Consider the following 26,187-nt stretch of genomic DNA (forward strand, 5'->3'; position numbering starts at 1 on the left):
GGGTCCTCGCTCATCGTCCCACCTCGACGACGGTGCGGCCGCGGACCTCCCCGGCCAGTATCCGCTCCGCGGCGGGCAGGGCCTCGGCGAGGCCGACGGAGGTGGTCATCGAGTCCAGCAGCGCCGGGTCGAGCTCGGCGGCGAGCGCCGCCCAGGCCCGTTCGCGCAGGGGCGTGGGGCACTCGACCGAGTTGATCCCCGCGAGGGTCACGCCGCGCAGGATGAAGGGCAGCACGGTGGTGGGCAGGTCGGGGCCCTGCGCGAGGCCGTAGGCGGCGACGGTGCCGCCCCAGGCCGTCTGCGCGAGGACGTTCGCGAGCGTCGTCGAGCCGACTCCGTCGATCGCGGCGGTGAAGCGCTGGGACTGCAGGGGACGACCCGGCTCCTCCGAGAGCTCGCGGCGGTCGAGGATCTCCGCGGCGCCGAGGGAGCGCAAGTACTCGCCGTGCTCCTGCCCGCGGCCGGTTGAGGCGATCACGCGATGGCCGCGACCGGCCAGCAGCGCGATCGCGATCGAGCCGGCCCCGCCGGAGGCGCCGGTGACCAGCACGTCACCGTCCCCCGGGGCGAGGCCTGCGTCCTCGAGGCGCAGCACGGCGAGCATCGCGGTGAAGCCGGCGGTGCCGATCGCCGCAGCGCGGCGGGTGGACAGGGCGGAGGGGAGGTGGACCAGGGCATCCGGTCGCACCCGGGCACGGGTCGCGAAGCCGCCGTGGCGGGACTCGCCGATCCCGTCGCCGTTGAGGACCACCGCGTCGCCGGAGGAGAAGCGCTCGTCGGCGGACTCGGTCACGGTGCCGACGAGGTCGATGCCGGGGATCAGCGGATGGGTGCGGGCGATGCCCTTCCCGGCCAGGGCCATCCCGTCCTTGTAGTTCAGGGAGGAGAACTCGACGTCCAGGGCGACCTCGCCGTCCAGCAGGGACTCGTCGGCGTCCTCGACCAGGCGCGGGGCCGCGCCCTCGGACTCGATCAGGATCGCGCGCATGGGAGCTCCTCCGGGTAGCGGGACCGGGCCCGGCCAGCCTAACGCCGCGGCATCCCTTGACGGACCAATGGTTCCATGGTTCATTAGTGGGGTAATGAACCAATGAGCCGCGGTCGCGGCGCCGACACCGGAGGTCCTCGTGCTCGACGAGTCGAAGCCCCTCTTCATCGCCGTGGCGGACCAGATCGAGGACGGCGTCCTCGACGGCACCTACCCGGAGGAGACCCCTGTGCCCTCGACCAACGAGCTCGCCGCCTTCCTGCGCATCAACCCCGCCACCGCGGGCAAGGGCCTGAACCGCCTCGCCGACGCCGGCGTGCTCGTCAAGCGACGCGGGGTGGGGATGTTCGTCGCCCCCGGCGCCACCGACCTGGTGCGGCGCCGTCGCCGCGAGGACTTCCGCCAGGCCTACATCGCCCCGCTGCTGCGCGAGGCGGACCACCTGGGGCTCACCACCCAGGAGCTCATCACCATGCTCACCGAGGAGGCCCCCCGATGACCGCCGTCCAGACCCGATCCCTGACCAAGCATTTCCGTGACGTCGCCGCGATCGACGGCGTCGACCTCGACCTCGACGAGGGGCGCGTCCACGGCCTGCTCGGCCGCAACGGCGCCGGCAAGACCACCCTGATGAAGCTGCTCACCGGGCAGGTCTTCGCCACCTCCGGGCAGATGCGCGTGCTCGGGGAGGCCCCCGTGGAGAACGCCTCCGTGCTCGCACGGACCTGCTTCATCCAGGAGAGCCAGAAGTACCCCGACGGGTTCCGGCCCCGGGACGTGCTGCGCATCGCCGAGGGGCTCTACCCCGCGTGGGACCGGGAGCTCGCCCGCGAGCTGATCGGCGAGTTCCGACTCCCCGAGAAGCGGCCCATCGCCAAGCTCTCGCGCGGCCAGCTCTCGGCCGTGGGGATCATCCTCGGCCTCGCCTCGCGCGCCCCTGTGACCTTCTTCGACGAGCCCTACCTGGGGCTCGACGCCGTCGCGCGCCGACTGTTCTTCGACCGGCTGCTGGCCGACTTCGCCGAGCATCCCCGCACGGTGATCCTGTCCACGCACCACATCGACGAGGTCTCCAACCTCCTCGAGCACGTGGTGCTGCTGGATGGCGGTCGGGTCGTGATCGACGCGGAGGCCGAGGAGCTGCAGGCCGCGGCGATCGAGGTCTCCGGTCGCGCCGAGGAGGTGCGCGAGTTCGTCGGCGACGCGGATCTGCTGCATCTCCAGGAGATCGGCGCGCTCGCCACCGCCGCCGTCCACGCGGACCGGGGGCGCGCGGAGCGTGCTCGTGCCGCCGGGCTGCAGGTGGCGCCCGTGTCCCTGCAGAACTACATCGTCCACCGCACGAACACCGCCGTGGAGCAGACCGCGGCGATCTCCTGAGAGGACCTCGCCGTGAGATATCGCAGCGTCATCGACATGCACGTCGTCAACCGCATGCAGGCCTTCGGGTGGCCGCCCGTCGTGGGCGCCCTCTCGCTCCTGCTGGTCCTCGCCATCGGCGCCATCGTCGGCAGCCAGGGGCCGGACGCCCGGGCCGGCATGTACGAGGGGATGACCTGGAACGGCGCGATCTTCGCCGTGCTCGGGCCCATGATCGGCTACGGCTTCACCTCGATGGGGCAGTACTTCCCCCTCGCCCTCGGCCTGGGGCTGACCCGCCGGGAGTTCGCGACCGGGGTGAGCCTCGTCTTCCTCGGCAACGCGGCCGTCTACTCCGCGGTGATCACGTTCGGGAAGATCATCGAGGTCGCGACCGGCGGGTTCGGGCTGCAGATCCGCTTCTTCGACGTCTTCTACACCGGCACCGGACCTGCCTGGCAGACCCTGGTCCAGACCTTCCTGCTGATCCTCGGCGTGCTGTTCCTGGGCGCCGCGATCACCGCGGCCTACCTGCGGTTCGGCCAGCCGTTCCTGTGGATCGCCGGGGCGGTGCTCTCCATGCTCGCCGTCGCGATCCTGGCCGGGATCGTCCTCCTCGACGGGTTCGGGCGCGGCCTGCTGGAACTGCTCACCATGAGCTGGGGGCCGTGGATGGCCGTGATCGCGGTGATCGGCGCGGCGTCCGCCGGGATCTGGCTGCTGCTCGTACGGCGCACCCAGACCCGCTGACCGGCGGGGAGCGGTGCTCGACGCGGGCAGGGTCGTCCCTGTGGTCGAGACGGAGGGCATCTTTCCTGGTGAGAGCCTATGGTGCGGAGAGCACATCCCATCTGACGGAGGAAGATCATCCCGATGCGGAAGACCGCGCTGCTCCTGTCCGCCCTCGCCCTGTCGACTCTCCCGCTGGCGGCCTGCGGGGGAGGGGCCGAGGACGCTCCTGCCCAGGATCCCGCCCCGACGGCCGCCGAGGACACCGTCCGTGAGGACGCGCCCGAGGAGGTATCCGACGGGGGCGGGGAGCCGGCCGCCGAGGAGCCCGAGGCCACCGTCGGCGGGCCCGCGGCGGAGAACGCCGTGATCCCCGCCGAGGCGGTGGCCGATCCGCCGCAGGAGGTCGGCGAGTTCTCGCTGATGGACGGCAGCGGGCCGGCCCACATGTACTCCCACGCCGAGGAGAGCATCCTCATCAGCGTCGACTCCACGGTGCTCTCCTCCGAGTACGAGACCCTCGCCGAGGAGATCGCGACGGACAACGCCCCTGCCGGCACGGGCAGCTGCGGGACGAACGAGTCGGGCTCCTCGATCGTCTGCTACCAGCGCACCGAGGACGGAGTGATCACCGTGACCGCGATCCCCGAGGAGATCAGCCTCGAGGACACGGTCGCGTTCGTGGACCAGTACGCCGAGCAGGCTGGAGCTGCCTGAGCGCGACGGTAGACTCCCGGGGGCGCCTCGGCGCCGGGAGGGTTGTCAGAGCGGCCGAATGAGATGGTCTTGAAAACCATTGTGCAGTGACCCTGTACCGCGGGTTCGAATCCCGCACCCTCCGCTGACCTGCGAGTTCACCGCTCCGTCGGCTCCACCCGTCGCTCGCCGGCACGGACGGCGAGGGGCAGGTGGTTCCCCGCCGGCGGGCGCGGGCAGGTGGCCCAGACGCTGAAGGCGGAGGGGAAGTTCAGCGACCGGTTCAGGTCCACCTCGACCCGGTCCCCGTCGATCCGGGCCGGGACCTGGCGCCAGTCCGCGCTCTCGGTGCCCGAGGTCTCGTCGGTGAAGATCAGGGTCGAGGCCCCGGTGACGACGAGCTCCACCTCGCGCCCGGCGATCTCGAACACCGCGAGACCGGGGGAGGGCAGGCGCGAGGAGAGCCACGGCAGGAACGAGCCGACCGTCACCTCCTGCGGCTGCGGGGTGAACCGCCCGGTCAGCACCAGGTCCGGGTCATGGTCGAAGACGGGCACGCCCTCGAAGCCGGTGCGGCGCGGGGCCGACGGGTCCAGCACCCGCAGCCCGATCCGGTCCCCGCGGCGGATCACGTCGATCTGCACGTCCTGCCCGAAACGGGCCAGGCGCACGTCCCCGGCCGCACCGACCCTGACGAGGGTGTTGCCCCCGTGGCGTTCGACCAGGGCCTCGGGTGCGTCGGCCAGCAACTCGAGAGCCTCGCCTTCCCAGCCGACCTCGAGCACCTCGTCCTCCCGCCGCCACGTGCCCGGCAGTCCGTCGATCGCGTGCGCGCCGTCGGCGGGATCGACCCAGTGCAGGCCCACCTGGGAGAGGACCCCGTGGGGTGCGGCGAGCTCGCTCTCGCGGCGGGTGCGGAAGGCGAGGAGGTCCTCGGGGGCGGATGCGGTCATAGCGGTCTCTCCTCCGTGTCCGGTGCGTCAGGGGCAGTCTCCACCCGCCGGCAGCGCGCGTCGAGGGCCCTGTCATCTGCGGTCATCCGCCGACGTCGTCGACCTCGCCCGGCTCCGCGAGCTGACCTGTCGGTCATCTCCGCCGGGGACCTCCACAGGTCTGCGACGGTGCCGCGGCGCGTAGCATGTGCGCCACCAGGAGCAGGCGGCCCTATCGAGGAGATGACGACGATGGCGCAGTACACAGGAGTGGCAGTGAGCCCCGGACGGGTGATCGGCACCATCCGCACGATGGCCCCGCCGGTCGCCGAGCCGCCCGCCGAGGCCGTGCTCGCCGCAGGCGCCGATGCGCAGGCCGAGTCCGAGCGGATCCCCGCCGCGGCCGCCGCCGTGCAGGCCACCCTCACCCGTCTCGCCGAGCGCGCGAGCGGCGAGGGGAAGAAGATCCTCGAGGCGACCGCGCAGATGGCGGCGGATCCCTCCCTCACCCAGACCGCGCAGGGGCTCGTCCTCTCCGGCGGCAAGAGCGCCGAGCGCGCCGTCTGGGAGGCCGGGGACCAGGTCGCCTCGATGCTCGAGGGGCTCGGCGGGTACATGGCCGAGCGCGCCACCGACGTGCGCGACGTGCGCGCCCGGATCGTCGCCGAGCTGCGCGGGGAGCAGGCCCCCGGCATCCCGGAGGTCGACGAGCCCTTCGTGCTCACCGCGATCGACCTCGCCCCCGCCGACACCGCGACCCTCGACCCCGAGCGGGTGATCGCGCTGGTCACCTCCGATGGCGGCCCCCAGTCCCACACCGCGATCCTCGCCCGCCAGCTGGGCCTGCCCGCGATCGTCGCCGCGAAGGGCATCCACGAGTTCTCCGACGGCACCGAGGTGTTCATCGACGCCGGGCTCGGGACCATCACCGACGAGGTCACCGAGGAGCACCAGCGCTACGCCGAGGCGTGGGCGGAGCTGCAGCGCCATCCCCTGACCTACGAGGGCGGGGGAGGGGTCCTCGCCGACGGCACCCGCGTGCAGCTGCTCGCCAACATCGGCGGAGCCGCGGATGCCGAGAAGGCCGCCGCCGCGCATGCCGACGGGGTGGGCCTGTTCCGCACCGAGTTCCTGTTCCTGGACCGGGAGGACGAGCCCGATGTGGAGGAGCAGACCGCCGCCTACGAGGCCGCCTTCGCCCACTTCCCGGGCAAGAAGGTCGTGGTGCGCACGATCGACGCGGGCGCCGACAAGCCCCTGCCCTTCCTCACCGACGCCGACGAGCCGAACCCGGCGCTCGGCGTGCGCGCCTATCGCACCTCCTGGGAGAAGCGCTCGGTGCTGACCAACCAGCTCGACGCGATCGCCGCGGCGGCGCGGACCACCGAGGCGAAGCCCTGGGTGATGGCGCCGATGATCGCGACGGTCGACGAGACCGAGGACTTCGTGGCCCTGTGCCGGGAACGGGACCTCGCACCCGCCGGGATCATGGTCGAGACCCCGTCGGCCGCGATCATCGCCGACCGCCACCTCACCGAGTGCGACTTCGCCTCGATCGGCACCAACGACCTCACCCAGTACACGATGGCCGCCGACCGCCAGCTCGGCTCCCTCGCGCACCTGAACTCGCCCTGGCAGCCGGCCGTGCTCGCGCTGGTGAAGGCCACCTGCGACGGTGCCCGCACCGCCGGCGGCGATCCCGACGCCTTCGGCGAGAGCGCGAACCGGCCCGTCGGCGTGTGCGGCGAGGCGGCGGGCGATCCCGGCCTCGCGGTGGTGCTCGTCGGCCTCGGCGTGAACTCGCTGTCGATGACCCCGCGCTCCCTGCCGGCGGTCGCGAAGGTGCTCTCGACCGTCACCCTCGAGCAGGCGAAGGACCTCGCGGCCCAGGTGCTCGCGGCCCGCACCTCCGAGGACGCGGTGTCGATCGCGCGCGCGAACCTGCCGATCCTGGGCGAGCTGGGGCTCTGAGCCGCGGCCGCGCCGCGCCGCGCCGCGCCGCGCCGGGGCACGAACGCCGAGACCACCGTTCCCTCGGGAATCCCGGGGAGAACGGTGGTCTCGGTGCATGCGTGCGGGGTGTCGGCGGCGGGGCCACGGTCGCCGCCGTCCGCTCACTCCTCGGCGTCGAGATCCTTCTCGAGCAGGTCCGCGAGAGCGTTGACCGACTCCTCGGCGCCCTCGCCCTCGGCCTTCAGGGTCACCTCGTCGCCGTGGCCGGCACCGAGGGTCATGAGCATGAGCATGCTCGAGGCCTGCACGGCGCTGCCGCCGGCCTTCTCGATGGTGACGGTGGCCGGCTGCTGCGCGGCGGCCTGGGCGAAGATGCCGGCGGGTCGGGCGTGGAGCCCGGAGGCGCTGGCGATGGTGACGGTGCGCTCTGCCATGGTGGATGCCTTTCGATCAGGTGGCCCCGCGGGCTGCGGGGGCGTGTCGGGGTCGACGTCAGTCGGCGTGACGCGAATATACCGGGGAGGCGATCCTCTCGCGCACCTCGGTGTACAGGGGGTGGGAGGGGTCGAGGCCGGTGATCTCCGCGGTCGCGGCGTCCGGGTCCGAGGAGGCGAGGATCTCCTGCAGGCGGTCGACCTCCTCGTCCCCGGCCGGGGTGAACACGAGAGCGGCCGAGAGCGCGTCCAGCAGCGCCTCGTGATCCAGGCCCCGTTCGGCGAGCTCGGCGGCGGGGCCGATGATGCGGTCCTCGCGGGAGAGCTTGCGCAGCGGGGCACGGCCCACGCGCTCCACCGGGTCCGGCAGGGAGGTGTTCGCGAAGCGGCCCAGCACCTTCGTGCGATAGGCCGCCATCTCCTCCTCGGCGAAGCCGTGCTTGGCCACCAGCAGCGAGGAGGTCTCCTCCAGCACGGCCGTGACCTGCGCGGCGACCTCCGGATCGGCGATCGACTCGGAGATCGTGGCATGGCCGGCGCGGGCGCCGTGCCAGGCGGTGGTCGCATGGCCGGTGTTCACGGTGAACAGCTTCCGCTCGATGTACGGGCCGAGGCTGTCCACCCAGGTGATCCCCGGGACCTCGGGCTCGGTGCCCTCGAAGGGGCCGCGCTCGACGGCCCACTCGTGGAAGTCCTCGACCGTGACGTCCAGGCCCGCGCCGCCGGCCTGGACCGGGACGATGCGGTCCACCGCCGTGTTCGCGAACAGCGCCTTCTCATCGAGGTCCTCGCCCTGGTAGGCCCCGCGCACTTCGGCCTCGAGCAGGTCCGTCGCATTGATCGCGTTCTCGCACGCGAGCACCGCCAGGCGCGGCGCACCCTCGGGACGCGCCGCGATGCCGGCGGCGATGTGCGGGGCGACGAAGGGCAGGATCCGCGCGCCGACGGCGGTGGTGACCATGTCCGCCGAGGCGATCTCGCCGGCCAGCGCCTCCGGGTCCTCGTTCGAGTTGATCGCCTGGAAGCCGTCCACGACCGTGCTGGTCGGGTTCTGGCCGACGGTGGTGACCGTGTACGAATCCGCGTCCTGCAGCGCCTGGACGAGCGGCGCGGCGACGTCGGAGAACACCACCTCGAAGCCGGCCTCGTGCAGCAGCAGCCCCACGAAGCCGCGGCCGATGTTCCCTGCGCCGAAGTGCACTGCCTTCATCGCGCTCACTCCTTCTCGTCCCCGAGGATCTCGAGGATCTCGTCGGTGGTGGTGGCGTTCTCCAGGCGCTGGACCTGGGCGGGGTCGGAGAAGGTCATGGCGACCCTCTGCAGCAGAGCGAGGTGCTCGTCGCCGACCCCGGCGATGCCGATCACGAAGGTGGTCGGGTTGCCGTTCCAGTCGATGCCGCCCGGGTAGCGGACGAAGGACATCGCCGAGCGGGTGATCGAGGACTTCGCCTCGTTCGTGCCGTGCGGGATCGCCAGGCCGTTGCCCATGAAGGTCGACACCGTCGCCTCGCGGTCATGCATCGCCTCGACGTAGCCCTCGTCCACGGCGCCGGCGGCGACCAGCAGGGCACCGGCCTCGTCGATGCCGGAGGCGGAGTCCGTGGCAGTGCCGTCCAGGACGATGCTCGAGGGGGCGAGGATCTGCGGGGCGTCGTCGGCCGACGGGGCGGCTGGTGCCGCATCAGGGCCCGCCGCGTCTGCTCCGGTCCCGGTGCTCGTGCCGTCGGCCGCGTCCGGGGCGTTGCGCTGCCCGACCAGCTCGACGACCTCGTCGTAGCGGGGCGAGTTCATGAATTGGTCCACGCTCACGTGCACGGCCGAGCCGGTGCGCTGACGGGCGCGGTCGGTGAGCTCCTTCTGGGTCACCACCACGTCCCACTCGTCGGAAAGGCTCGAGATGGCCTTGTTCGTCACCTCGACGTCGTCGAAGCCGGCCGCGCGCACCTTCTTGCGCAGCACGGTCGCGCCCATCGCGGAGGAGCCCATGCCCGCATCGCAGGCGAAGACGATCTTCCGGATCGGGCCCGTGTGCCCGGAGTCGTCGGCCGCGGCGGCGGCGCCCGCACCCGCGGCCCCGGCGCCGGTGAGCGCGCCCGCGACGGAGGACTTCTTGCCCTTCATCTGCTCCATCTTCGCGGTCGCCGAGGCGATGTCGCCGTCGTCCTGCTTGCCGATCTTGAGGAACAGGGCCGAGAGCACGAAGCTGACCGCGGCGGCGCCGGCGACCGCGAGCGCGATCCCCAGATAGGAGTCACGGGCGGCGACGCCGAAGATCGCGAAGATCGAGCCCGGGGAGGCCGGGGCGATCAGGCCCGTGCCGAACAGGACGTTGATGAACACGCCGGTCATGCCGCCGCCGATCGCGGCGACGATCAGGATCGGCTTCATCAGCACATACGGGAAGTAGATCTCGTGGATGCCGCCGAAGAACTGGATGATCGCGGCACCGGGGGCGGAGGCGCGCGCCGCGCCGCGGCCGAAGATCGTGTAGGCCAGCAGGATGCCGACGCCCGGGCCGGGGTTCGCCTCGAGCAGGAACAGCACCGACTTGCCGTTCTGGCTCGCCTCGGACAGGCCCAGCGGGGTCAGCACGCCGTGATTGACCGCGTTGTTGAGGAAGAAGACCTTCGCCGGCTCGATCAGCAGCGAGACCAGCGGCAGCAGGCCCACCTCGACCAGGGCGCCCACGCCGTTGGACAGCAGCGTCATCAGCCCGTTCACCAGAGGGGCGAGACCGAAGAAGCCCGCCACCAGCAGGCCGAAGCCGACGATGCCGGCGGAGAACATGTTCACGAGCATCTCGAAGCCGGCCGGGATGTGGTCCTGCCAGAGCCGGTCGAGCTTCTTCATGACCCACGCCGCCAGCGGTGCCATGATCATCGCGCCGATGAACATGTGCACCTGGCCGAGCTCGGCGTAGTCACCGGCGGCGTTGCCGGCGGCGACCCACTGTTCGAGGAGCTTCGCGTTCTCCTGCGCGATCAGCCAGTCGGAGCCGCCGATCACGCCCATCGTCGCGATCACGCCGACGACGGCGCCGCGCGCCTCGTACACCATCCGGCCGCCCGTGTTCGCGATGAGCAGCGGCAGCAGGAAGTGGATCATCGGGGTGACGACGCTCGCGAGCGGCTCGTTCGGCGTCCATCCGTCGGGGATGAAGAACGCGGTGAGGATGCCCCAGGCGATCAGGGCCGGGATGTTCGGCATCACCATGTTCGACAGTGATGTGCCGACCTTCTGCAGGACGACGCGCGGGCTGAACCCGCTCCTGTTCTCGGTCGTGGCGGTCATGAGCCATCCTCACGGGGGTGCGGGACCACGGGGGCTGGTCCTCGGTGGCGACGGCACGGGCCGGGCGGCCCGCTGCGGCCGGTCGGGGCCGTGCCCTCTCGAGGAACTGTGGGCATGCTCCGTCGGCGTGCCCCGCAGTCTAGACCCGCGCGGCTGCGCCGTCAGCGGCTTCGGGCCCGGCGTTCTGCGAGGTGAGCGGGGTTCAGGCGGCGCCGGTCGCCCCGGCCGCGGTGCGGGTGGCGCGCCAGCGCCGGTAGGAGAGCACCGTCAGCACGATCACCACGATCCAGGAGACCACCACCGCGCTGCCGTGCAGCGCGTTCGGGGTGGCCAGGAAGGCGCCGATCGCGAGCAGGGAGACCTGGCCGGGCAGGGCGGCCAGCGCCGTCGCCAGCAGGAACTCGCGGCTGGGGATCCCCAGGGCGCCGCTGCCGTAGTTCACCGGCCAGTAGGGGATCCCCGGCATCAGGCGCAGGGTGCACACCGCGTAGAACCCGCCGCCCTCGAGCCGCTCCTCGACGACCTCGCGGTGCGAGCCGAGCGCCCGCATCACCGTCTCGCGCCCCAGGGCGCGCGCGAGCCAGTACGCGCCCAGGCAGCCGGAGACCACCCCGAGCATCGACAGCAGCGTGCCCGCCCCCAACCCGAACAGCATCCCGCCCGCGACAGCCATGATCGTCACCGGGATCGGGGTGAGCGCCACCACCGCGTAGACGGCGACGAAGGCGAGCGGGCCCCAGACGCCGAGGTCCGCGAAGTCCGCCCGCAGCTCGTCCAGCGTGGGTAGGCGCACGTTCAGCGCGAGCCACACCATCGCCAGCGTCGCCGCGACGAGCGCGACGTTGCGCGCGATCGAGCCCCAGGGCGTGCTGTCCCGCTCCGCCCTGGAGCTCGGCTCCTCGGAGGTGCTCAGAGGGCGCCCTGGGTCTCCGTGCCGGCCGGGATCGGGGTCATGCGGGTGACGGTCGCCGGGCCCTCGATGAGGTCGGCGATGTCCTCGCGCAGGATCTTGACCTGGTCGCTGTCGCCGTGGACGTCGAGGTCCTCCACCGTCGTCCACTTCTCGATCATGGTGACGGTGCCGTCCTCCGCGTCGTGGATCGCGTAGAGCTCGCAGCCCTTCTCGGTGTGGACGGCCTCGATACCGCGGCGCATCGCCTCGGCGAGCTCCTTCTGCTTGCCGGGCTTGGGCTGGAACACGGCGGTGACGACGACGGTCATGGGAACTCCTCGGGGTGCGGGAACGCGGAACGCCCCCATGGTGCCGTGCCCGGCTGAGCCGTTCCACCGCGTCCCACGCGGCCTCACGCGGACTTCTTCGAACCGCCTGATCTCTTGGCGGTACCGGACTTCTTGCTGCCGCCGGACTTCTTGCTGCCGCCGGACTTCCTGTTGCCGCCAGACTTCTTGGTGCCGCCGGACTTCCTCGTGCTGCCGGATTTCTTGCTGCTGCCGGGCTTCGTGCCGCCCGACTTCTCGCCGTCGCCGCTCGCTCCCGTGTCGCCGCCGCGGCGCCCCCGCACGCTGCGCTCGAGGGCGTCCATGAGGCTGAGGACCTTGCCGCCCTCCTCCGTCCCCTCCCCGGAGCTCTCCTCGCCGAAGGTCGCGTCGGTGTCCACCGTGTCTCCCTCCTCCAGCTTCGCCTCGAGCAGCCGGCGCAGCTCCGCCTGGTACTCGTCGGTGAACTGCTCGGGATGGAAGTCGTCGCTGAACTGCTCGACCAGCGCGGCGGACATCTCCATCTCCTTCGCGGAGACCTTCGACCGCGAGGGGCCGAAGTCGACGTCCTTGAGATCGGTCGGCCAGCGCAGGGTCTGCAGGGCCAGCAGGTCCTCGTGCACGCGGAGCACGCCCAGGCGGGTCTTCGTCCGCAGCGTGAAGGTGACGATCGCAGTGCGCTCGGTCTCCTCGAGGGTCCGCCGCAGCAGCACGTAGGCCTTCGAGGAGCGGCCGACGGGCTCGAGGAAGTACGAGGTGCCCAGCAGGATCGGGTCCACCTGGTCCGACGGCACGAACTGCACCACGTCGATCTCGTCGTTCTCCTCCGCCGGCAGGGCGTCGAGCTCCTCGTCGGAGAGCACGACCGTCTTGTCGCCCTCCGCGTAGGCCTTCTCGATGTGCTCGTAGTCGACCTCCCTCCCGCACACCTCGCAGCGCCGCTCGTAGCGGATCCTGCCGTGGTCGTCGTCGTGGACCTGGTGGAAGGAGATGTCGTGCGAGCGCGTCGCCCCGTAGAGCTTCACCGGCACGTTCACGAGTCCGAAGGTGATCTCACCGCTCCATATCGCACGCATGCCCCATGACACCACGGTGCGCGGCACGAGGCCAGGAACGATCGGTCGGGAACGCGGCCCGGCGGATGACGGATCGCGTGATCGGGGGCACAGTGGGGCCATGGCCACTCGAGAGCAGCAGGTGGAGATCGACGGGCGCCGGCTGAGGCTGTCGAACCTCGACAAGGTCCTCTACCCCGCCACGGGCACCACCAAGGGCGAGGTGATCGACTACTACCACCGCATCGCCCCGGTGATGGTCCCGCAGGCGACGCGCCGCCCGGCCACGCGCAAGCGCTGGGTGGACGGGGTGGGCACCGCCGACTCGCCGGGCAAGGTGTTCTTCCGCAAGGATCTCGAGGACCACGCACCGGACTGGATCCCGCGCGCCGACATCGAGCACAGCGACGGCGTCTCCACCTACCCGCTCGTGGACGAGCCGGCCGTCCTCGTGTGGCTCGCCCAGCTCGCCGCGCTCGAGGTCCACACGCCCCAGTGGCGCTTCGACGCAGATCTCGAGCCTGCACGTCCTGACCGATTGGTCCTGGACCTCGACCCCGGCGAGGGGGCGGGGCTGACGGAGTGCGCCCGCGTGGCGGCCTGGTGCCGGGAGATCCTCACCGACATGGAGCTCGAGAGCTACCCGGTGACCTCAGGCTCCAAGGGCATCCATCTCTACGCCCCCCTCGACGGCGGCGCGAGCGCCGACGAGGTCGACCAGGTCGCCCACGAGCTCGCCCGCGCTCTCGAGACCGACCATCCCGAGGACGTCATCAGCACCCAGGCCCGCTCGAAGCGCGCCGGGAAGGTGCTCGTGGACTGGTCGCAGAACAACGGCACGAAGACGACCGTCTGCCCCTACTCCCTGCGCGGACGCCTCCGACCCACCGTCGCCGCACCGCGCACGTGGGAGGAGATCGAGGATCCCTCCCTCGCACACCTCGAGATGGCCGACGTGCTCGAGCGGGTCGAGGACGGGAACGACCCCCTCGCGCCCCTCGGACTGGACGAACAGGGCGACGCCTCCTCGGCCGCGACGGCCCGCGACCGCCTCGAGGTGTACCGCTCGAAGCGCGACCCAGGGCGCACGCCCGAGCCCGTCCCCGCCCCCGACGTCGGCAGCGCGGCCGCGCAGGAGGCGCTCGAGGACGCGGAGCCGATGTTCGTGGTCCAGGAGCATCATGCCAGCAGCCTGCACTGGGACTTCCGCCTCCAGCACGAGGGGGTGCTCGTCTCCTGGGCGGTGCCGAAGGGGCCGCCGCTCGAGACGGGCGTCAACCGCCTGGCCGTGCAGACCGAGGACCATCCGCTCGAGTACGGCACCTTCGAGGGCACCATCCCGAAGGACGAGTACGGCGGCGGCGACGTCACCCTCTGGGACACCGGCACGATCGAGATCGAGAAGTGGCGGGAGGGGCGCGAGGTGATCGTGGTCTGCCACGGACAGTCCGACGGCGGGCTCGGCGGCGTGCCGCGCCGCTTCGCCCTTCTCCACACCGGCGGCATGGGCGGATCGCGCCGTTCCGCCGCGGCGCAGGAGAAGGCCGAGGCGAACTGGCTGCTGCACCTGATGAAGGACCAGCCCGAGGCCGCCGGTGCCGAGAGGCCCGACCCCGCTCCCGCGGGGACCTCGGAGGACGTCGAGATGAGCGAGCCGATCACCCCGATGCTCGCCACCCTCGGACGCCGAGAGGACATCGGTGACGAGGATGAGTGGGCCTTCGAGATGAAGTGGGACGGGGTGCGTGTCATCGCGACCGTCCTGGGCGACCGGGTCCGTCTGACCAGCCGCGGCGGCAAGGACCTCACCGTCACGTTCCCCGAGCTGGCCGAGCTCGTCGACGCCGTGGCACCGACGCTGCGGGAGGCGGGGGAGACCGTGCTCGACGGGGAGATCGTGGCCCTGGACGGCCGTGACCGGCCCTCCTTCTCCCGCCTCCAGCAGCGGCTCGGCCTCACCCAGGAGCGCGACGTCGAGCGGGCCCGGAAGGACGTCGAGGTCCACGTCATGCTCTTCGACCTGCTCGTGCAGGGAGGCGACTCGCTGCTGCGCACCCCCTACCGGCAGCGGCGCGACCGGCTGTTCGAGGCGGTGCACGTGACCGACCACGTCCAGCTGCCGCACGCAGACCACGGCGGCGTGGACCAGGCGGTCGCGCTGTCGAAGGAGCTCCAGCTGGAAGGGGTGATGGCGAAGACGGAGAACGGCGTGTACCGGCCGGGCAAGCGCAGCCGCACCTGGATCAAGCTCAAGAACGCCCATCACCAGGAGGTCGTCGTGATCGGGTGGCGGCACGGCAAGGGGGAACGGACCGGGGCCATCGGCTCCCTCCTGGTGGCTGTCCCCGACCGGAGCGGCGAGCTGCACTACGCCGGCCGCGTGGGCACCGGGTTCTCCGCGCGCGACCTCGAGGAGATCGCCGCTCGGTTCCGCTCCCGCTCCCGGAAGACCCCGCCGGTCGACGACGTCCCGCGAGCCGACCGGCGGGACGCGGAATGGGTCCGCGCCGATCTGGTGGGGGAGGTGCAGCACACCGAGCGCACCGAGGACGGTCGGCTGCGCCATCCCGTGTGGCGCGGATGGCGACCGGACAAGCAGGCCGAGCAGGTGCGGTGGGAGTCATGAGAGCGGGCGCCGAGGCTCTCCGACTCGCCCGGCGACGGTGCCCGCGGACGAGCTGCCGCTCGGACGTGCTCGGCGCTGCGGTGTGGCCGTCGTCACTGTCCCGAGCGGCTCGGCTGGGTCACATCGAGCCGCCGTCGGTCCGCCGCATGCCGTAGGGTCGGGGGTGTCGCCTGCGGACCGCCGGTGGCGCGCACGACGACGACAGCGAGACCTCATCACCCCTCCCCGCTCCGCCTGCGGCTCCGAGCCGTCGCCGACCCCTGCGTCGGCGCGCTCGTCGAGCAACGGCTCCTCCCCGGCCCTCGGGCCCCAGATCTCCCGCAGCGGACGACGACCTGTCGTGCGCCGCGGGCTCGACGGCCGCGAGGCCGTCCTCTCTCCGCGGCGGAGCCGTCGCGGAGAACCTACGGGCCACCGCTCGGTGGCTCACGACTGAGAAGGAATATCGCCATGGCTACTGGCATCGTCAGCTGGTTCAACTCCGACAAGGGCTACGGCTTCATCGCCCCCGAGGACGGCTCCGCCGATGTGTTCGCGCACTTCAGCGCGATCGTCGGCACCGGTCGTCGCGACCTGGTCGAGAACCAGCGCGTGGAGTTCGACGTCGAGCAGGGCCCCAAGGGCCTGCAGGCGACGAACATCCGCGGCATCTGAGCTTCCGCACCACGACGCCCGTCGTCCCGGCACCTGCCGGGGCGGCGGGCGTCGCCGCGTCCGGGGACGGGCTCACCAGCTGAGGCGATGGGTGCCCGGCCCCGCCTCGTGCTCGCCGCCCGGGAGGTGCACGCGGGCGCGTGCGCCGTCGGGGACCGTCAGCGCGAGCGTGCGCGCGTCCCGATCGAGGTCCAGGGCGATCTTCCCGCGATCGGTCGCGCGGGTCATCGCGATGCGGCCGACGGGCACGTCCGGGTCCGGGGCGATGAGGAACTCGTCCCAGCCCTCCGGCCCGCGGCGCAGCCCGGCGACGTGCTCGTGGATCCAGGTCACGGGCGTGCCCATGAAGTAGTGGGAGTGCGAGCGCGGCTCCTCCCACATCTCCGCGAAGGTCGAGTTCCCTGCCTCGAGCCAGGCCCGCCAGCCGGGGGCCGTCGGGGTCGACAGCACCCGCAGCGCGAGCGCGCCGTGGCCGTGCGCGGAGAGCACCGGCAGCAGGAACCGCACCCCGAGATGGCCGCAGTCGTGGTGGTCGCCGCGGGAGACGATGTCCGCGACGAGGTGCTCCACGACCGCCTCGACGAGCTCGGGCGGGACGATCCCGAAGGCCAGCGGGAGGACGTTCGAGGTCTGGCGGTACGTGCTCGTGCCCGGCTCCGCGGGGGTGCCGGGGTCGCGATAGAGGCCGCGCTCTGGGTCGAGGAAGACGCTGTTCACGGCCCGCTCGAGGCGCGCGGCGTCCTCCCGCAGCGCCTCCGGGGCGGGCAGGTCCGGCGCGAGCTGCTCGCCATCGGCCGCGGCGCGCTCGAGCGCATGGGCGAGACGGCGCAGGGCATGGGCGACCAGGAGCGTGCCGCTGAGGCGCCTGTCCTCCGGGGCGGGACCCGGGCTGCCGGGGGAGAGGTAGTCCCCGAGCACAGAGGAGATCAGCCCGTCGCCGTCCCGTCGGCCCAGCTCGTGGGAGAGATATCGGACAGCGGCCGCGCCGTGGCGGGCGACGAGCTCCGTCTCCCCGTGCTCGAGCACCAGCTCGTCCAGCGCCACCGGCAGCAGGCAGGTCCATTCCGGAGCCGGGGAGAGCTCCTCGTAGCCCCAGCCGGGATTCGGGGAGATCACCGCCAGGGAGCCGTCGGCGCGCTGTCCGTCGGCCTGGTCGTCGAGCCACTTGCGCAGCATGCGGCGCATGTCGAAGCTCGTGGTCATCGCGGCGAGCGCGGTCAGCGCGTCCCCGGTCCAGCCGTTCTTCTCCTGGCTCGGGGTGTCCGTGGGGACGTGGTGCATGTTGTTGAGCAGGGAGGCGCGCATCGCCGCGTCCATCCGCGCCAGGTGCGGGTCCGAGCAGGTGAGCGTGCTCGCCGGGCGCAGGTCGGCGTGGGCGAGGATGCCCGTGACGCGCAGGCGTGCGAGGTCCTCGCCCGTCGCCTCGACCTCCACGTAGCGGAATCCCTTGTAGGAGTGACGGGGCGCGAAGGAACGGGCGAAGGCGGGCTCCAGCCGCACCCGGTCCTCCTGGAAGCGGCCGGTGTGCACGTGCTCGTTGCGGGCGTCGACCCGGCCGTCCTCGCGCAGCTTCTCCGCGTGACGGGCGATGAGCTGGAGCGGCGGGGCGTCGGAGGGGACGTCCTCGCGCAGCGCGAAGCGGCACCAGCCGGCGATCACCCGGCCCATGTCCAGCACCATGCGGGAGGGGGAGGAGCAGACGACCGCGGGGGTGATCTCCTCCTGCTCGCGGACGGGCTCCTGCACCTGGCGCTGCAGGACGGGCTCGGCGATCTCGCGGCCGTGGGTGCCGCGCCGGATGCCGCGCCGCGAGGACGCCGCGAGCACCGGCACCCAGTCCGCGTCGTCGTAGCCGGGCAGCAGCCAGGCGGAGGGGTCCTCCATCGGCGCGAAGGTCTCGCCCTCGTACATCGAGTCGAGCGTCACCGGCCCCGGGCGAGTGCGCCAGTCGGGGCCGGTCGAGACCGCGCGGGAGGAGCCGTCGGCCAGGTGGATCCGCAGATGCGCCCAGGCGCGCACCGGGCCGCGCCACGGCGCCAGCTGCCAGCGCCACTCGTTCGGGGTGGCCATCGCGTGGAAGCTGCGCCCCAGCTCGATGCCCAGCACGTTCTCGCCCCGGCGCAGCAGAGCGCCCACCTCGAGCTCCCGCACCTGCACGCGGGCGCGGGGATCGGTGAGGCCCGGATCCAGACGGGCATCGTCCACCTCGGTGCCGTTGAGCGCCGCACGGAACGTGCCCAGTCCCGTGACCAGCAGCGTCGCCGAGACCGGTGGGGCCGGCAGGTCGACGACGACGCGCAGCAGCGGGTTCTGCGGATCCTCGCCGGGGGCGGTGATCCAGGAGGCGAGCGCGGGGTCCACGGCAGGGGAGGGCGCGAGCGCGGGCATGCGGGGTCACCTGCTCCTGGGGTCGTCGTCGACGGGTCCGGCCAGTCTGGCACGCTCCCAGCGCCCTCCGGGCCGGCGGTGCCACCATGACCCGATGGACATCGGCGAGATCATCGACGCGTTCGGAGGGCGCCTCGCGCCCGGACCCGTCCCGGACGACGGGCCCTGGATCCTGCTCGCCCTGGCCGTCGCGGCGCTCGCCGTCGTGGTGCCGCCGCTGTGGCGGCTGCTGCGGCCGGGCGTGACGATCGTGCACGAGCTCGGCCACGCCCTGGTCGGGATCCTCATGGGCAGGCGCTTCACCGGCTTCGTCGTCTCCGCCGACATGTCCGGGCACGCTGTGACCGTCGGCCCCCGCCGCGGCATCGGCCGGATCCTCTCGACCTGGGCCGGCTATCCCGCGCCAGCGCTGCTCGGCGCCCTGCTCGTGCAGATCGCGCTGCACGGCTGGGCGCGCACGGCGCTGTTCGCCGCGCTCTGCGTGCTCGTGCTCTCGCTGGTCTTCACCCGCTCCGGGCACACCCTCCTCGCCGTCCTCGCGAGCGCCGCCGGGATCGGGGCGCTGTGGTGGTGGGGCAGTCCCGCGCTGACCGCCCTGCTCACCCTCGCCGCCGGCGTGTTCCTGCTGCTCGGCGCGTGGCGCCACCTCGGCGCCGTCGCCCGACGGGGCGGCCGCCAGGACGATCCCGGTCAGCTCGCCCAGCTCACCCCGCTGCCCGCCGCGCTGTGGACGGTCAGCTTCGCGCTCGTGATCGGCCTCGCCACCTGGTGGGCGGGGGCCACGCTGGTGGCGCTGCTGCGCTGAGCCGCGGCGGGGATATTCCCTCGCCTCGCGTGCCCGCCTCCTCTACCGTGGCGCCCATGGGCATCATGACCATGTCGTTCTTCGTCCGGATCCGCCGTCGCTGACGGCGCGGATCCGCACCTCGACCCCTCCAGGCTCCGCGCCGCCCCGGTCCACCGCCGGGCGGCGCTCCATGCTGCCCGGCTCCCGCACGTCCGAGGAGCCCCCATGCCCCGCACCCCGCATCACCCCCGCCCCGGCGCCCATGAGCTGGGCCAGAACTACCTGCGCGATCGCCGCACCGTCCGCCGCGTCGTCGAGCTCGCGGGCCGCACCCGCGGCCCGCTCGTCGAATGGGGCGCCGGGGACGGCGCCCTGACCCTCCCGCTCTCCGGGCTCGCCCGTCCGCTCGAGGCCGTGGAGATCGACGAGCGCAACGTCGCACAGCTGCTCCGCCGGGTACCCGCACACGTCACCGTGCGCTGCACGGACATCCTCCGCCACGCCCCGCCCGCGGGATCGACGCTCGTGGCGAACCTGCCCTTCCACCTCACCACCCCGGCCCTGAAGCACCTGCTGCGCTCGCCGGGCTGGCTCGACGCGGTGCTCATCACCCAGTGGGAGGTGGCGCGCAAGCGGGCCGGCGTCGGCGGCGTGACCATGCTCACCGCCCAGTGGGCGCCCTGGTTCACCACCCGCCTGGAGGGACGGATCCCGGCCGATGCCTTCCGGCCGAGGCCCGCCGTCGACGCCGGGCTGCTCGTGCTGCACCGGCGCGAGCAGCCCCTGCTGCCCGCAGGCCGCCGCCGGGCGCACCATGACCTCGTGCGACGTGTGTTCACCGGACCCGGTCGAGGCCTCGAGCAGATCCTCCGCCGCACCGGGATGCCCGCCCCCGCGGTCGCGTCCTTCCTCGACCGTCACGGCTACGACCGCCGCGGCCTCCCGCGTGACGTGGACCCGGAGCACTGGGCGGAGCTGCTCGGTACGGAGCGCGGCAGGGGCGTTGGCGCGCGCAGGCGGCGGGGGTGAGAATCGGAGGGCACCCGAGGCGCGGAGGTGAGACGCATGGACTGGACCAGCTGGCTGGGCCTGCTGGACGCCCCGGAGTCGTGGATCGCCCGCGAGATCCTCCAGCGCGGCGTCGCGGCGGTGTTCGTGCTCGCCTTCCTCTCCACCCTCCACCAGTTCCCGGTGCTGCTGGGCGAGCGGGGGCTGCTGCCCGCCCCGGAGTTCCTGGAGCGGGCGGGGGACAGGGCGGGCCCCACCCTGTTCCGGCGCCTGCGCTACAGCGATGCCCTGCTGCGCGGCCTGTGCATAGCCGGGATGCTGCTCGGGATCGCCGTGGTGCTCGGACTGCCGCAGCAGGGGCCTGCCTGGAGCATGCTCGCCGTGTTCGGGGCGATGTGGGCGATGTACCTCTCGATCGTCTCGGTGGGGCAGATCTTCTACGGCTACGGCTGGGAGTCGATGCCGCTGGAGTGCGGGGCGCTCATGGGGCTGCTCGGCTCCCATGCGGTCCCGCCGCCCGCGGTGATGATGCTGTTCCTCGCCTGGCTGCTGATCCGGCTCGAGTTCGGGGCCGGGATGATCAAGATGCGCGGCGACGCGTCCTGGCGGGACCTCACCGCGATGGACCACCACCACGAGACCCAGCCGATGCCCGGGCCGCTCAGCCGCACCGCCCACCTCATGCCGCGCTGGTGGCACCGGGCCGAGGTGCTCGGCAGCCACGTCGTGCAGCTGGGGCTGGTCTGGCTCGTCCTCGCCCCGCAGCCGCTGGCCGTGATCGGTGCGCTCGCCGTGATCCTCACGCAGCTGTTCCTGGTGCTCACCGGGAACTACGCCTGGCTGAACTGGTTGACGATCCTCGTCGCCTGCGCCGCGATCCCGGATGCCTTCTGGCGCTGGCTCGCCGGCGGGCCGCCGCCGGGATGGAGCTGGTTCGGCGTGCCGCTCGGGGCCGACGGGGCCGACGGCGTCGACGCCTCCTCGCCGCTGTGGTGGTCGCTGCTGGTCCTCACTGCGTTCCTCGGTCTCGCCGTGCTCTCCCGCAAGCCGCTCGCGAACCTGTTCTCCCCGCACCAGCTGATGAACGCGAGCTTCGACCGCTTCCACCTCGTGAACGCCTACGGCGCCTTCGGCTCGATGACCGAGCGGCGCTACGAGGTGATCATCGAGGGGACGGAGCACGCGGCCGGCGAGGACGCCCCCGAGGAGGCCTGGCGACCCTACGAGTTCCGCGGCAAGCCCGGTGACCTGCGCCGCCTGCCCGGCCAGTTCGCGCCGTACCACCTGCGGCTGGACTGGCAGATGTGGTTCCTCGCGCTGCGTCCCGGCGGCGAGCGCTGGTTCGTGGCCCTGCTCGAACGCCTCGCCGACGGGGATCCCGGCGTGCGCCGCCTGCTGGCGAGCGACCCCTTCGAGGGGCGGGAGCCGACGGCGCTGCGCGTACGGTACTGCCGCTACCGCTTCGCCCGCCGCGAGGAGCGTCGGGCGAGCGGGGAGAGGTGGGTCGCGACGGACCTCGGCGTCATCGCGCAGCGGTGATCCGCGGACGGCAGGGACCGCACGGGCCCCGGCAGGGGCCACGTGCGGTCCGTCCGTCGCAGACGCTCAGCGGGTGGCGGCGGCCTCGAAGGGGCCGAGGTGCCGGCCGATGTGCGCCGCGACGAGCTCGGTGTGCTCGTCCTGGTGGGCGCCGACCACCGCGAGGAAGCGATCGTGGAGCGAGGTGCCGTCGGCGTCGGCGGCGTTCAGGGAGTCGCCGTAGCCGACGTGGAGGATCTGCCGCGCGTCGTCGGAGCGGATCAGCTCGACCAGGTCGACGCCCTCCAGCGACGTCGGAGTGCGGTCCTCATGGGCCGAGACCTGGTAGGAGGCGCGGGCCTTCGCATAGGCGGCGCGGGAGATGTCCCAGATCCGTGCGAACAGCTCCGGGTCGTGCCGCGCGATGATCTCCACGCCGCAGAGGTAGCTGGTGCCGGAGGTCTTCAGGTGCACGTGCCCGCCGGTCGCCTCGACGCACAGCTCGTAGATGGAGAACTTGTCCGAGCCGGAGTGCAGGGAGATCTTGTAGCCGCCGAACTGCTCGGAGATCGCGTGATGCGCCTCGAGGTTCCTGCGCAGCTCCTCCCGGTCGCCGAGGAAGTCCAGGCCCTTCTCGAAGCCGTCGACGTAGCGCGGCGCGAAGCTGAACCACTGCGCGCCCAGGCGGGTGAGCTCCGAGGCCATGTAGTAGTGCTCGAAGAAGGTGGTCAGCCAGGCCGTCTCGTCGACGGCGAACTCGGCCTCGACCTCGTGCTGCGCGTTGTCGACCAGGTGGCGGTAGAGGCGCATCGACTCTGCGACGGCGCGGCCGTACTTCACGACCGCGGTGAGGACGTCCTGCTCGGTGACCTCGATCTGCTCGACGCCCACGTCGATCGTCCGCCCGGCATAGCGGGCGAGGGTGTCCTCGAGGGTGTCCTCGAGCTGGTCCCAGGGCAGGTTCTCCGCTGCGGCGCGGTCCACGCCCGCGGTCACGTCGGTGACGAAGTCGCCCGGATCGAGGGTGAAGGTGGTGAAGCCCGCCTGCAGGCCGCGATCGATCCCCTCGGTGGACTTGATGTGGTCGCAGTCGGCTCCGAAGCCGCGGTCCCAGCCCGCATCGACCAGGCCGAACACGGCGTCGTCCATCACGGAGCGCGCCGAGCGGCCCAGGCGGTCCATCTCGCGGATCGACTGCTGGGCGAGGACGGGCATCACCCCGGGGTGGGCGGCGAAGGCGCGGGCCTGCCCCGGGGTCGCGAGCCCGATGCGGTCGCCGGTGCCCACCGAGACGCGATGGCCGCCGATCAGCTGCGGGCGGAGGGAGGGGAAGCGCTCCTGGAGCGCCACGGCGTTGGCGGTGCTCAGCGGGCCGGTCAGCACGTGGTGGCCGTCCTCGGCGCGGATCTCGCCCTCGAAGCCGGTCAGGGCCTCGGCGGTCTCGGCGGTCAGCTGCAGGCGTCGCTCGGCGCCGGCCTGCACGATGTCGGCCCGGAGGGCGTCGTTCTGGAGGGACATGGGGAACTCCGTTCGTCGGTGGAGAGGGGGTCGTGGGGTCCTGGTCCGGCGTGATGCCGGAGACGGACAGGTCAGGAGACGGCGGGGAACTCGATGAGCACCTTGATGTCGTCGGTCGCGCCGGCGGCGGCGTCCTCGAGCGCCTGCTTCGCCTCCGTGAGAGGCACGATCTTCGTGCGCAGCGGGGAGACGTCGACGACCCCGCGCTCGAGCAGGTCGATGAGGGTCTCGAAGACGCCCCTGCTGTTGCGGGAGCCGAGGACGTCCAGCTCCTTCTTGATCAGTGCGGACTGGTTCAGGGTCACCTCGCGGGTCCCGTTGCCGATCAGGACCAGGCGCGCGCCGAACGCGGCGGCCTCGATCGCGTTGAGGAACGAGACGGGCAGGCCCGTGGCCTCGAAGACGACGTCGAACCCGTCGCCGCCCGTCGCGGCCTGCACGACCGAGTCGACGGTCTCCTGGGCGAGGTCGACGGTGCCCGCGGCGCCGAGCGTCGTGGCGGCCTCGAGCCGGGAGGCGACGACGTCGGCGATCCAGACCTCTGCGCCCCTGGTGCGCGCGGCGATCATGGTCAGCAGGCCGATGGCGCCCGCGCCGAGGACGAGCACGCGCTCGCCCTCGGCCACGTCGGCGCGCAGCACGGCGTGGTAGCCGATCGAGAACGGCTCGACGATCGCGAGATCCCGGGGATCCACGCCGCGGGCGCGGTGCAGACGCTCCAGCGGCATCGTGATCAGCTCCTGGAAGGCGCCGTCGCGGTGGACGCCCATGGTCTCGTTGCGCTCGCAGGCGTTGATCAGCCCGCGGCGGCAGGAGTAGCAGGTCCCGTCCTGGAAGTAGGGGACGCCGGTGACCACGTCGCCGACGGCGAGGTCCTCGGAAGAGCCGTTGATCTCGAGGATCTCGGCCGAGAACTCGTGCCCCGGCACCCGCGGATAGCTCGCGAAGGGCTGCGTGCCGCGGAAGGTCTGGACGTCCGACCCGCAGATGCCGGCATAGCGGACGCGCAGCAGCGCCTCCCCGGGCCGGGGACGAGGATCCTCGACCTCGACGACGTCGACCTCACCGGGCGTGGTGACGTGGATGGAGCGCATCAGTTTCCTCCGTAGACGAGAGAGACAGGAGCGGTGGTGATGGCCGGCAGCGGGTTCACGAGCCCGTCGATCTCCCCTGCTGGAGCGAGGTGTAGACGTCGCCGAGGGCCATCGGGGTCGGGGTGGGAGTGAGCAGGGTGTGGCGCTCGCCGTAGATCCAGTTCGAGCACAGGATCTTCAGGCCCTTCTGCTCGAGGGCGGCGAGCTGCTGGCGATACCACTCGCTCTCGGTCAGGGTCCAGCAGTCCTCCCAGGTCTCGAACAGGAACGGCGCGAAGGTGATCCCGAAGTCCGGGACCCCCTGATCCGCGTAGAAGGCCCCGTCGGCCAGGGTGATCACGGGGGAGCCCGCGAGCATCTGGTCGATCACGTCCGTCTTCGAACCGAGCTGGCTCGAGGGGAACAGGGACATGCGCACCTCGCCGTCGGAGCGCTCGTCCAGGAGGCGGGCCCACTCGAGCATCGAGTCATGGATCGGCTCGCCTGGGTTGTTCTCGTACGCGCCCTGCAGGACTATCGGGTCCCCGGGAGCGCGGTCGGGTGCCCTGGTGCACGCGGCGGTGCCCAGGGTGGCAGTGGCGACGGAGGCGCCCAGGAAGGACCTGCGTCCAAGCGTCATCGCTCTCATTCCTCCAGGTGGTCTCCGGCACTGTCGTCGTGCCGGTGGTCTCGTGCGCCGGGAGCTCCGGCGGGATCGGCGGTGACTCGGCTTCACGGGGCCGATCACCGCACGAATGTATACGATTGCAGACCAATGGCCTGGGTGCAATAGGGGGCGTGTGGCGACTTCAAGGGGGCAGGCTGCAAACGTTGCAACTCGTGCCGAGGGTCCCGCACACGCGGTAGAGTCCTGCTCGGTCCGTCGACGGTCGAGCGGTCCGAGCGGGGGAGGAGAGGGGGCCTGGATGGCAGCGACACTCAAGGACGTCGCCGCCCGTGCGGGCGTCTCCGTCGCCACCGCGTCACGCGCCTTCCAGCGTCCGGACATGGTCGGGGCCCGCTCCCTGGAGCGGGTGCGTCGCGCGGCCGACGAGGTGGGCTACATCCCCAACAGCGCGGCACGCGCCCTGATCTCCGGGCGCCGCGGCGTCTACGGCGTCGTCGTCCCCGACCTCGAGAACCCCTTCTTCCCCGCGGTCCTCAAGGGCGCTCAGGCCCGCGCCCACCACCACGGCGTCCAGCTGCTCCTCGCCGATGCCGAGGAATCCCCGGAAGGGGAGCGGAGCCTGGTGCGGACCCTCGCCGGCCAGGTCGACGGCGTCGTGCTGTGCTCGAGCCGCATGGACGAGGAGGCACTGCTCGAGGCCGCCTCCCTCACACGCATCACGTTGGTCAACCGCGTCCGCCCGGGGATGACCGGGGTGTTCGCCGATCCCGTCCCGGGCATCCCCGCGGCCGTGCGGCACCTGCACCGGATGGGGCATCGCCGCCTCGGCTACGTCGGCGGGCCCGCCACCAGCCGCTCGGACTCGGCGCGCCGCACCGCCCTGGAGGAGGTCTGTCGGGAGGTCGGCATCGACCTGCTCGACGTCGGCCACTTCGAGCCCGGCGTCGAGGGAGGGCGCCGCGGCGCCGAGGAGCTCCTGCTCACCGACGCCACCGCGGTCGTCGTCTACAACGACCTGATGGCGCTCGCCCTCATCGATCGCCTGAAGGGCTTCGGCGTCTCCGTGCCCGAGGACCTGAGCGTCGTGGGGTGGGACGACATCCCCTTCGCCTCCCTGCTCACCCCCGGGCTCAGCACCGTCCAGGTGCCGCGCTATGACATGGGGGCGCTCGCCGTGGACCTCCTGGTCGCCGCCGGGGAGCCCGAGCGCGAGGACGAGGGCGGCGAGGGGCGCGCGATCGGCCTGCCCACCCAGTTCGTGCCGCGCGCGTCCACGGCCCGTCTCGCCCGGGAGGTCTGAGCGGCGGTACTGTGGGCTCTCAGCTTCCTGCC

23 protein-coding genes and 1 tRNA gene are annotated in these 26,187 nt (G+C 72.3%); 12 read left to right on the plus strand and 12 right to left on the minus strand.

The genetic code is table 11. From position 1 onward, the window contains the following. Window positions 1–10: 10 nt before the first annotated feature. Window positions 11–988 (minus strand): MDR family oxidoreductase, encoded by a 978-nt coding sequence (locus tag D1648_RS04315; protein ID WP_122939582.1) that lies wholly within the window; start codon window positions 986–988, stop codon window positions 11–13. Between the two features lie 139 nt (window positions 989–1,127). Here D1648_RS04315 and D1648_RS04320 point away from each other — a divergent pair, with 139 nt between their 5' ends. The 5 genes from D1648_RS04320 (at window position 1,128) to D1648_RS04340 (ending at window position 3,917) form a co-directional block, all read left to right on the plus strand. Next, window positions 1,128–1,487 carry a GntR family transcriptional regulator gene (locus D1648_RS04320; protein WP_122939583.1) on the plus strand — a complete coding sequence of 120 codons (360 nt, stop codon included), beginning with the start codon at window positions 1,128–1,130 and terminating at the stop codon, window positions 1,485–1,487. After that, window positions 1,484–2,368 carry an ABC transporter ATP-binding protein gene (locus tag D1648_RS04325; RefSeq protein ID WP_122939584.1) on the plus strand — a complete coding sequence of 295 codons (885 nt, stop codon included), beginning with the start codon at window positions 1,484–1,486 and terminating at the stop codon, window positions 2,366–2,368. Before D1648_RS04320 ends, D1648_RS04325 begins: the two co-directional genes overlap by 4 nt. A gap of 12 nt (window positions 2,369–2,380) precedes the next feature. Then, the gene (locus tag D1648_RS04330; RefSeq protein ID WP_122939585.1) at window positions 2,381–3,097 is read left to right on the plus strand and encodes a hypothetical protein; all 717 of its coding nucleotides are present in this window, start codon (window positions 2,381–2,383) and stop codon (window positions 3,095–3,097) included. Window positions 3,098–3,220: 123 nt separating this feature from the next. Beyond that, complete coding sequence (locus D1648_RS04335; protein WP_122939586.1) at window positions 3,221–3,793, plus strand: hypothetical protein; 573 nt, start codon at window positions 3,221–3,223, stop codon at window positions 3,791–3,793. Between the two features lie 36 nt (window positions 3,794–3,829). Then, a tRNA-Ser gene (locus D1648_RS04340) sits at window positions 3,830–3,917 on the plus strand. 13 nt (window positions 3,918–3,930) lie between these two features. Here D1648_RS04340 and D1648_RS04345 read toward each other — a convergent pair. Next, a complete protein-coding gene (locus D1648_RS04345; protein WP_122939587.1) occupies window positions 3,931–4,725 on the minus strand; it encodes a DUF1684 domain-containing protein in 795 nt (264 codons plus the stop codon). 231 nt (window positions 4,726–4,956) lie between these two features. On the opposite strand from D1648_RS04345, the gene ptsP reads away from it, so the two are divergent. After that, complete coding sequence (gene ptsP / locus D1648_RS04350; RefSeq protein ID WP_122940235.1) at window positions 4,957–6,675, plus strand: phosphoenolpyruvate--protein phosphotransferase; 1,719 nt, start codon at window positions 4,957–4,959, stop codon at window positions 6,673–6,675. 143 nt (window positions 6,676–6,818) lie between these two features. On the opposite strand, the gene D1648_RS04355 is transcribed toward ptsP, so the two are convergent. From D1648_RS04355 to D1648_RS04380, 6 genes are all read right to left on the minus strand, one after another. Continuing rightward, on the minus strand, window positions 6,819–7,091 hold the full coding sequence (locus D1648_RS04355; RefSeq protein ID WP_122939588.1) for an HPr family phosphocarrier protein: 273 nt from the start codon (window positions 7,089–7,091) through the stop codon (window positions 6,819–6,821). Window positions 7,092–7,149: 58 nt separating this feature from the next. Beyond that, window positions 7,150–8,301, minus strand: coding sequence for a mannitol-1-phosphate 5-dehydrogenase (locus D1648_RS04360; RefSeq protein WP_122939589.1), 1,152 nt, complete (start codon window positions 8,299–8,301; stop codon window positions 7,150–7,152). A 5-nt stretch (window positions 8,302–8,306) separates the two neighbouring features. Continuing rightward, window positions 8,307–10,382, minus strand: a complete 2,076-nt coding sequence (locus D1648_RS04365) for a PTS sugar transporter subunit IIA (protein ID WP_122939590.1) — start codon at window positions 10,380–10,382, stop codon at window positions 8,307–8,309. Window positions 10,383–10,584: 202 nt separating this feature from the next. Next, window positions 10,585–11,196, minus strand: a complete 612-nt coding sequence (locus tag D1648_RS04370; RefSeq protein ID WP_122939591.1) for a TVP38/TMEM64 family protein — start codon at window positions 11,194–11,196, stop codon at window positions 10,585–10,587. Between the two features lie 95 nt (window positions 11,197–11,291). Continuing rightward, complete coding sequence (locus D1648_RS04375) at window positions 11,292–11,603, minus strand: putative quinol monooxygenase (RefSeq protein WP_122939592.1); 312 nt, start codon at window positions 11,601–11,603, stop codon at window positions 11,292–11,294. 83 nt (window positions 11,604–11,686) lie between these two features. Next, on the minus strand, window positions 11,687–12,676 hold the full coding sequence (locus D1648_RS04380; protein ID WP_122939593.1) for a Ku protein: 990 nt from the start codon (window positions 12,674–12,676) through the stop codon (window positions 11,687–11,689). A gap of 100 nt (window positions 12,677–12,776) precedes the next feature. Between D1648_RS04380 and D1648_RS04385 the strand changes: the two genes are divergently transcribed. Together D1648_RS04385 and D1648_RS04390 are read left to right on the plus strand one after the other, a co-directional pair. Then, on the plus strand, window positions 12,777–15,281 hold the full coding sequence (locus D1648_RS04385; protein WP_122939594.1) for an ATP-dependent DNA ligase: 2,505 nt from the start codon (window positions 12,777–12,779) through the stop codon (window positions 15,279–15,281). Window positions 15,282–15,731: 450 nt separating this feature from the next. Then, window positions 15,732–15,935, plus strand: coding sequence for a cold-shock protein (locus D1648_RS04390; protein WP_115412067.1), 204 nt, complete (start codon window positions 15,732–15,734; stop codon window positions 15,933–15,935). A gap of 72 nt (window positions 15,936–16,007) precedes the next feature. Here D1648_RS04390 and D1648_RS04395 read toward each other — a convergent pair whose 3' ends face one another. Further along, window positions 16,008–18,323: a family 78 glycoside hydrolase catalytic domain gene (locus tag D1648_RS04395; RefSeq protein WP_122939595.1), complete on the minus strand. Its 2,316-nt coding sequence runs from the start codon at window positions 18,321–18,323 to the stop codon at window positions 16,008–16,010. Between the two features lie 94 nt (window positions 18,324–18,417). Between D1648_RS04395 and D1648_RS04400 the strand changes: the two genes are divergently transcribed. The 3 genes from D1648_RS04400 (at window position 18,418) to D1648_RS04410 (ending at window position 21,657) form a co-directional block, all read left to right on the plus strand. Continuing rightward, window positions 18,418–19,128: a M50 family metallopeptidase gene (locus tag D1648_RS04400; protein ID WP_122939596.1), complete on the plus strand. Its 711-nt coding sequence runs from the start codon at window positions 18,418–18,420 to the stop codon at window positions 19,126–19,128. A gap of 207 nt (window positions 19,129–19,335) precedes the next feature. Further along, a complete protein-coding gene (gene erm / locus D1648_RS04405) occupies window positions 19,336–20,139 on the plus strand; it encodes a 23S ribosomal RNA methyltransferase Erm (protein ID WP_122939597.1) in 804 nt (267 codons plus the stop codon). Window positions 20,140–20,175: 36 nt separating this feature from the next. Further along, window positions 20,176–21,657 carry a lipase maturation factor family protein gene (locus tag D1648_RS04410; protein ID WP_122939598.1) on the plus strand — a complete coding sequence of 494 codons (1,482 nt, stop codon included), beginning with the start codon at window positions 20,176–20,178 and terminating at the stop codon, window positions 21,655–21,657. A 66-nt stretch (window positions 21,658–21,723) separates the two neighbouring features. On the opposite strand, the gene D1648_RS04415 is transcribed toward D1648_RS04410, so the two are convergent. From D1648_RS04415 to D1648_RS04425, 3 genes are all read right to left on the minus strand, one after another. Further along, window positions 21,724–23,154: a tagaturonate epimerase family protein gene (locus D1648_RS04415; RefSeq protein ID WP_122939599.1), complete on the minus strand. Its 1,431-nt coding sequence runs from the start codon at window positions 23,152–23,154 to the stop codon at window positions 21,724–21,726. A gap of 71 nt (window positions 23,155–23,225) precedes the next feature. Beyond that, complete coding sequence (locus D1648_RS04420) at window positions 23,226–24,248, minus strand: zinc-binding alcohol dehydrogenase family protein (protein WP_122939600.1); 1,023 nt, start codon at window positions 24,246–24,248, stop codon at window positions 23,226–23,228. Window positions 24,249–24,303: 55 nt separating this feature from the next. Beyond that, window positions 24,304–24,867, minus strand: coding sequence for a hypothetical protein (locus tag D1648_RS04425; protein ID WP_206424772.1), 564 nt, complete (start codon window positions 24,865–24,867; stop codon window positions 24,304–24,306). Window positions 24,868–25,153: 286 nt separating this feature from the next. Between D1648_RS04425 and D1648_RS04430 the strand changes: the two genes are divergently transcribed. Next, the gene (locus D1648_RS04430; RefSeq protein ID WP_122939601.1) at window positions 25,154–26,155 is read left to right on the plus strand and encodes a LacI family DNA-binding transcriptional regulator; all 1,002 of its coding nucleotides are present in this window, start codon (window positions 25,154–25,156) and stop codon (window positions 26,153–26,155) included. The last annotated feature ends 32 nt before the right edge of the window (window positions 26,156–26,187 follow it).

Origin of the sequence: Brachybacterium sp. EE-P12 (genome assembly GCF_003711805.1) — a bacterium.
GTDB lineage: Bacteria > Actinomycetota > Actinomycetes > Actinomycetales > Dermabacteraceae > Brachybacterium.

Bases quoted from the DNA above. Each gene is read 5' to 3' on its own strand.
- D1648_RS04375 (WP_122939592.1), bottom strand. From the start codon at position 11,603: ATGACCGTCGTCGTCACCGCCGTGTTCCAGCCCAAGCCCGGCAAGCAG.
- D1648_RS04360 (WP_122939589.1), bottom strand. From the start codon at position 8,301: ATGAAGGCAGTGCACTTCGGCGCAGGGAACATCGGCCGCGGCTTCGTG.
- D1648_RS04395 (WP_122939595.1), bottom strand. From the start codon at position 18,323: ATGCCCGCGCTCGCGCCCTCCCCTGCCGTGGACCCCGCGCTCGCCTCC.
- D1648_RS04430 (WP_122939601.1), top strand. From the start codon at position 25,154: ATGGCAGCGACACTCAAGGACGTCGCCGCCCGTGCGGGCGTCTCCGTC.
- erm (WP_122939597.1), top strand. From the start codon at position 19,336: ATGCCCCGCACCCCGCATCACCCCCGCCCCGGCGCCCATGAGCTGGGC.
- D1648_RS04365 (WP_122939590.1), bottom strand. From the start codon at position 10,382: ATGACCGCCACGACCGAGAACAGGAGCGGGTTCAGCCCGCGCGTCGTC.
- D1648_RS04345 (WP_122939587.1), bottom strand. From the start codon at position 4,725: ATGACCGCATCCGCCCCCGAGGACCTCCTCGCCTTCCGCACCCGCCGC.
- D1648_RS04410 (WP_122939598.1), top strand. From the start codon at position 20,176: ATGGACTGGACCAGCTGGCTGGGCCTGCTGGACGCCCCGGAGTCGTGG.
- D1648_RS04420 (WP_122939600.1), bottom strand. From the start codon at position 24,248: ATGCGCTCCATCCACGTCACCACGCCCGGTGAGGTCGACGTCGTCGAG.
- ptsP (WP_122940235.1), top strand. From the start codon at position 4,957: ATGGCGCAGTACACAGGAGTGGCAGTGAGCCCCGGACGGGTGATCGGC.
- D1648_RS04385 (WP_122939594.1), top strand. From the start codon at position 12,777: ATGGCCACTCGAGAGCAGCAGGTGGAGATCGACGGGCGCCGGCTGAGG.
- D1648_RS04380 (WP_122939593.1), bottom strand. From the start codon at position 12,676: ATGCGTGCGATATGGAGCGGTGAGATCACCTTCGGACTCGTGAACGTG.
- D1648_RS04425 (WP_206424772.1), bottom strand. From the start codon at position 24,867: ATGACGCTTGGACGCAGGTCCTTCCTGGGCGCCTCCGTCGCCACTGCC.
- D1648_RS04390 (WP_115412067.1), top strand. From the start codon at position 15,732: ATGGCTACTGGCATCGTCAGCTGGTTCAACTCCGACAAGGGCTACGGC.
- D1648_RS04335 (WP_122939586.1), top strand. From the start codon at position 3,221: ATGCGGAAGACCGCGCTGCTCCTGTCCGCCCTCGCCCTGTCGACTCTC.
- D1648_RS04415 (WP_122939599.1), bottom strand. From the start codon at position 23,154: ATGTCCCTCCAGAACGACGCCCTCCGGGCCGACATCGTGCAGGCCGGC.
- D1648_RS04315 (WP_122939582.1), bottom strand. From the start codon at position 988: ATGCGCGCGATCCTGATCGAGTCCGAGGGCGCGGCCCCGCGCCTGGTC.
- D1648_RS04325 (WP_122939584.1), top strand. From the start codon at position 1,484: ATGACCGCCGTCCAGACCCGATCCCTGACCAAGCATTTCCGTGACGTC.
- D1648_RS04370 (WP_122939591.1), bottom strand. From the start codon at position 11,196: ATGGTGTGGCTCGCGCTGAACGTGCGCCTACCCACGCTGGACGAGCTG.
- D1648_RS04355 (WP_122939588.1), bottom strand. From the start codon at position 7,091: ATGGCAGAGCGCACCGTCACCATCGCCAGCGCCTCCGGGCTCCACGCC.
- D1648_RS04400 (WP_122939596.1), top strand. From the start codon at position 18,418: ATGGACATCGGCGAGATCATCGACGCGTTCGGAGGGCGCCTCGCGCCC.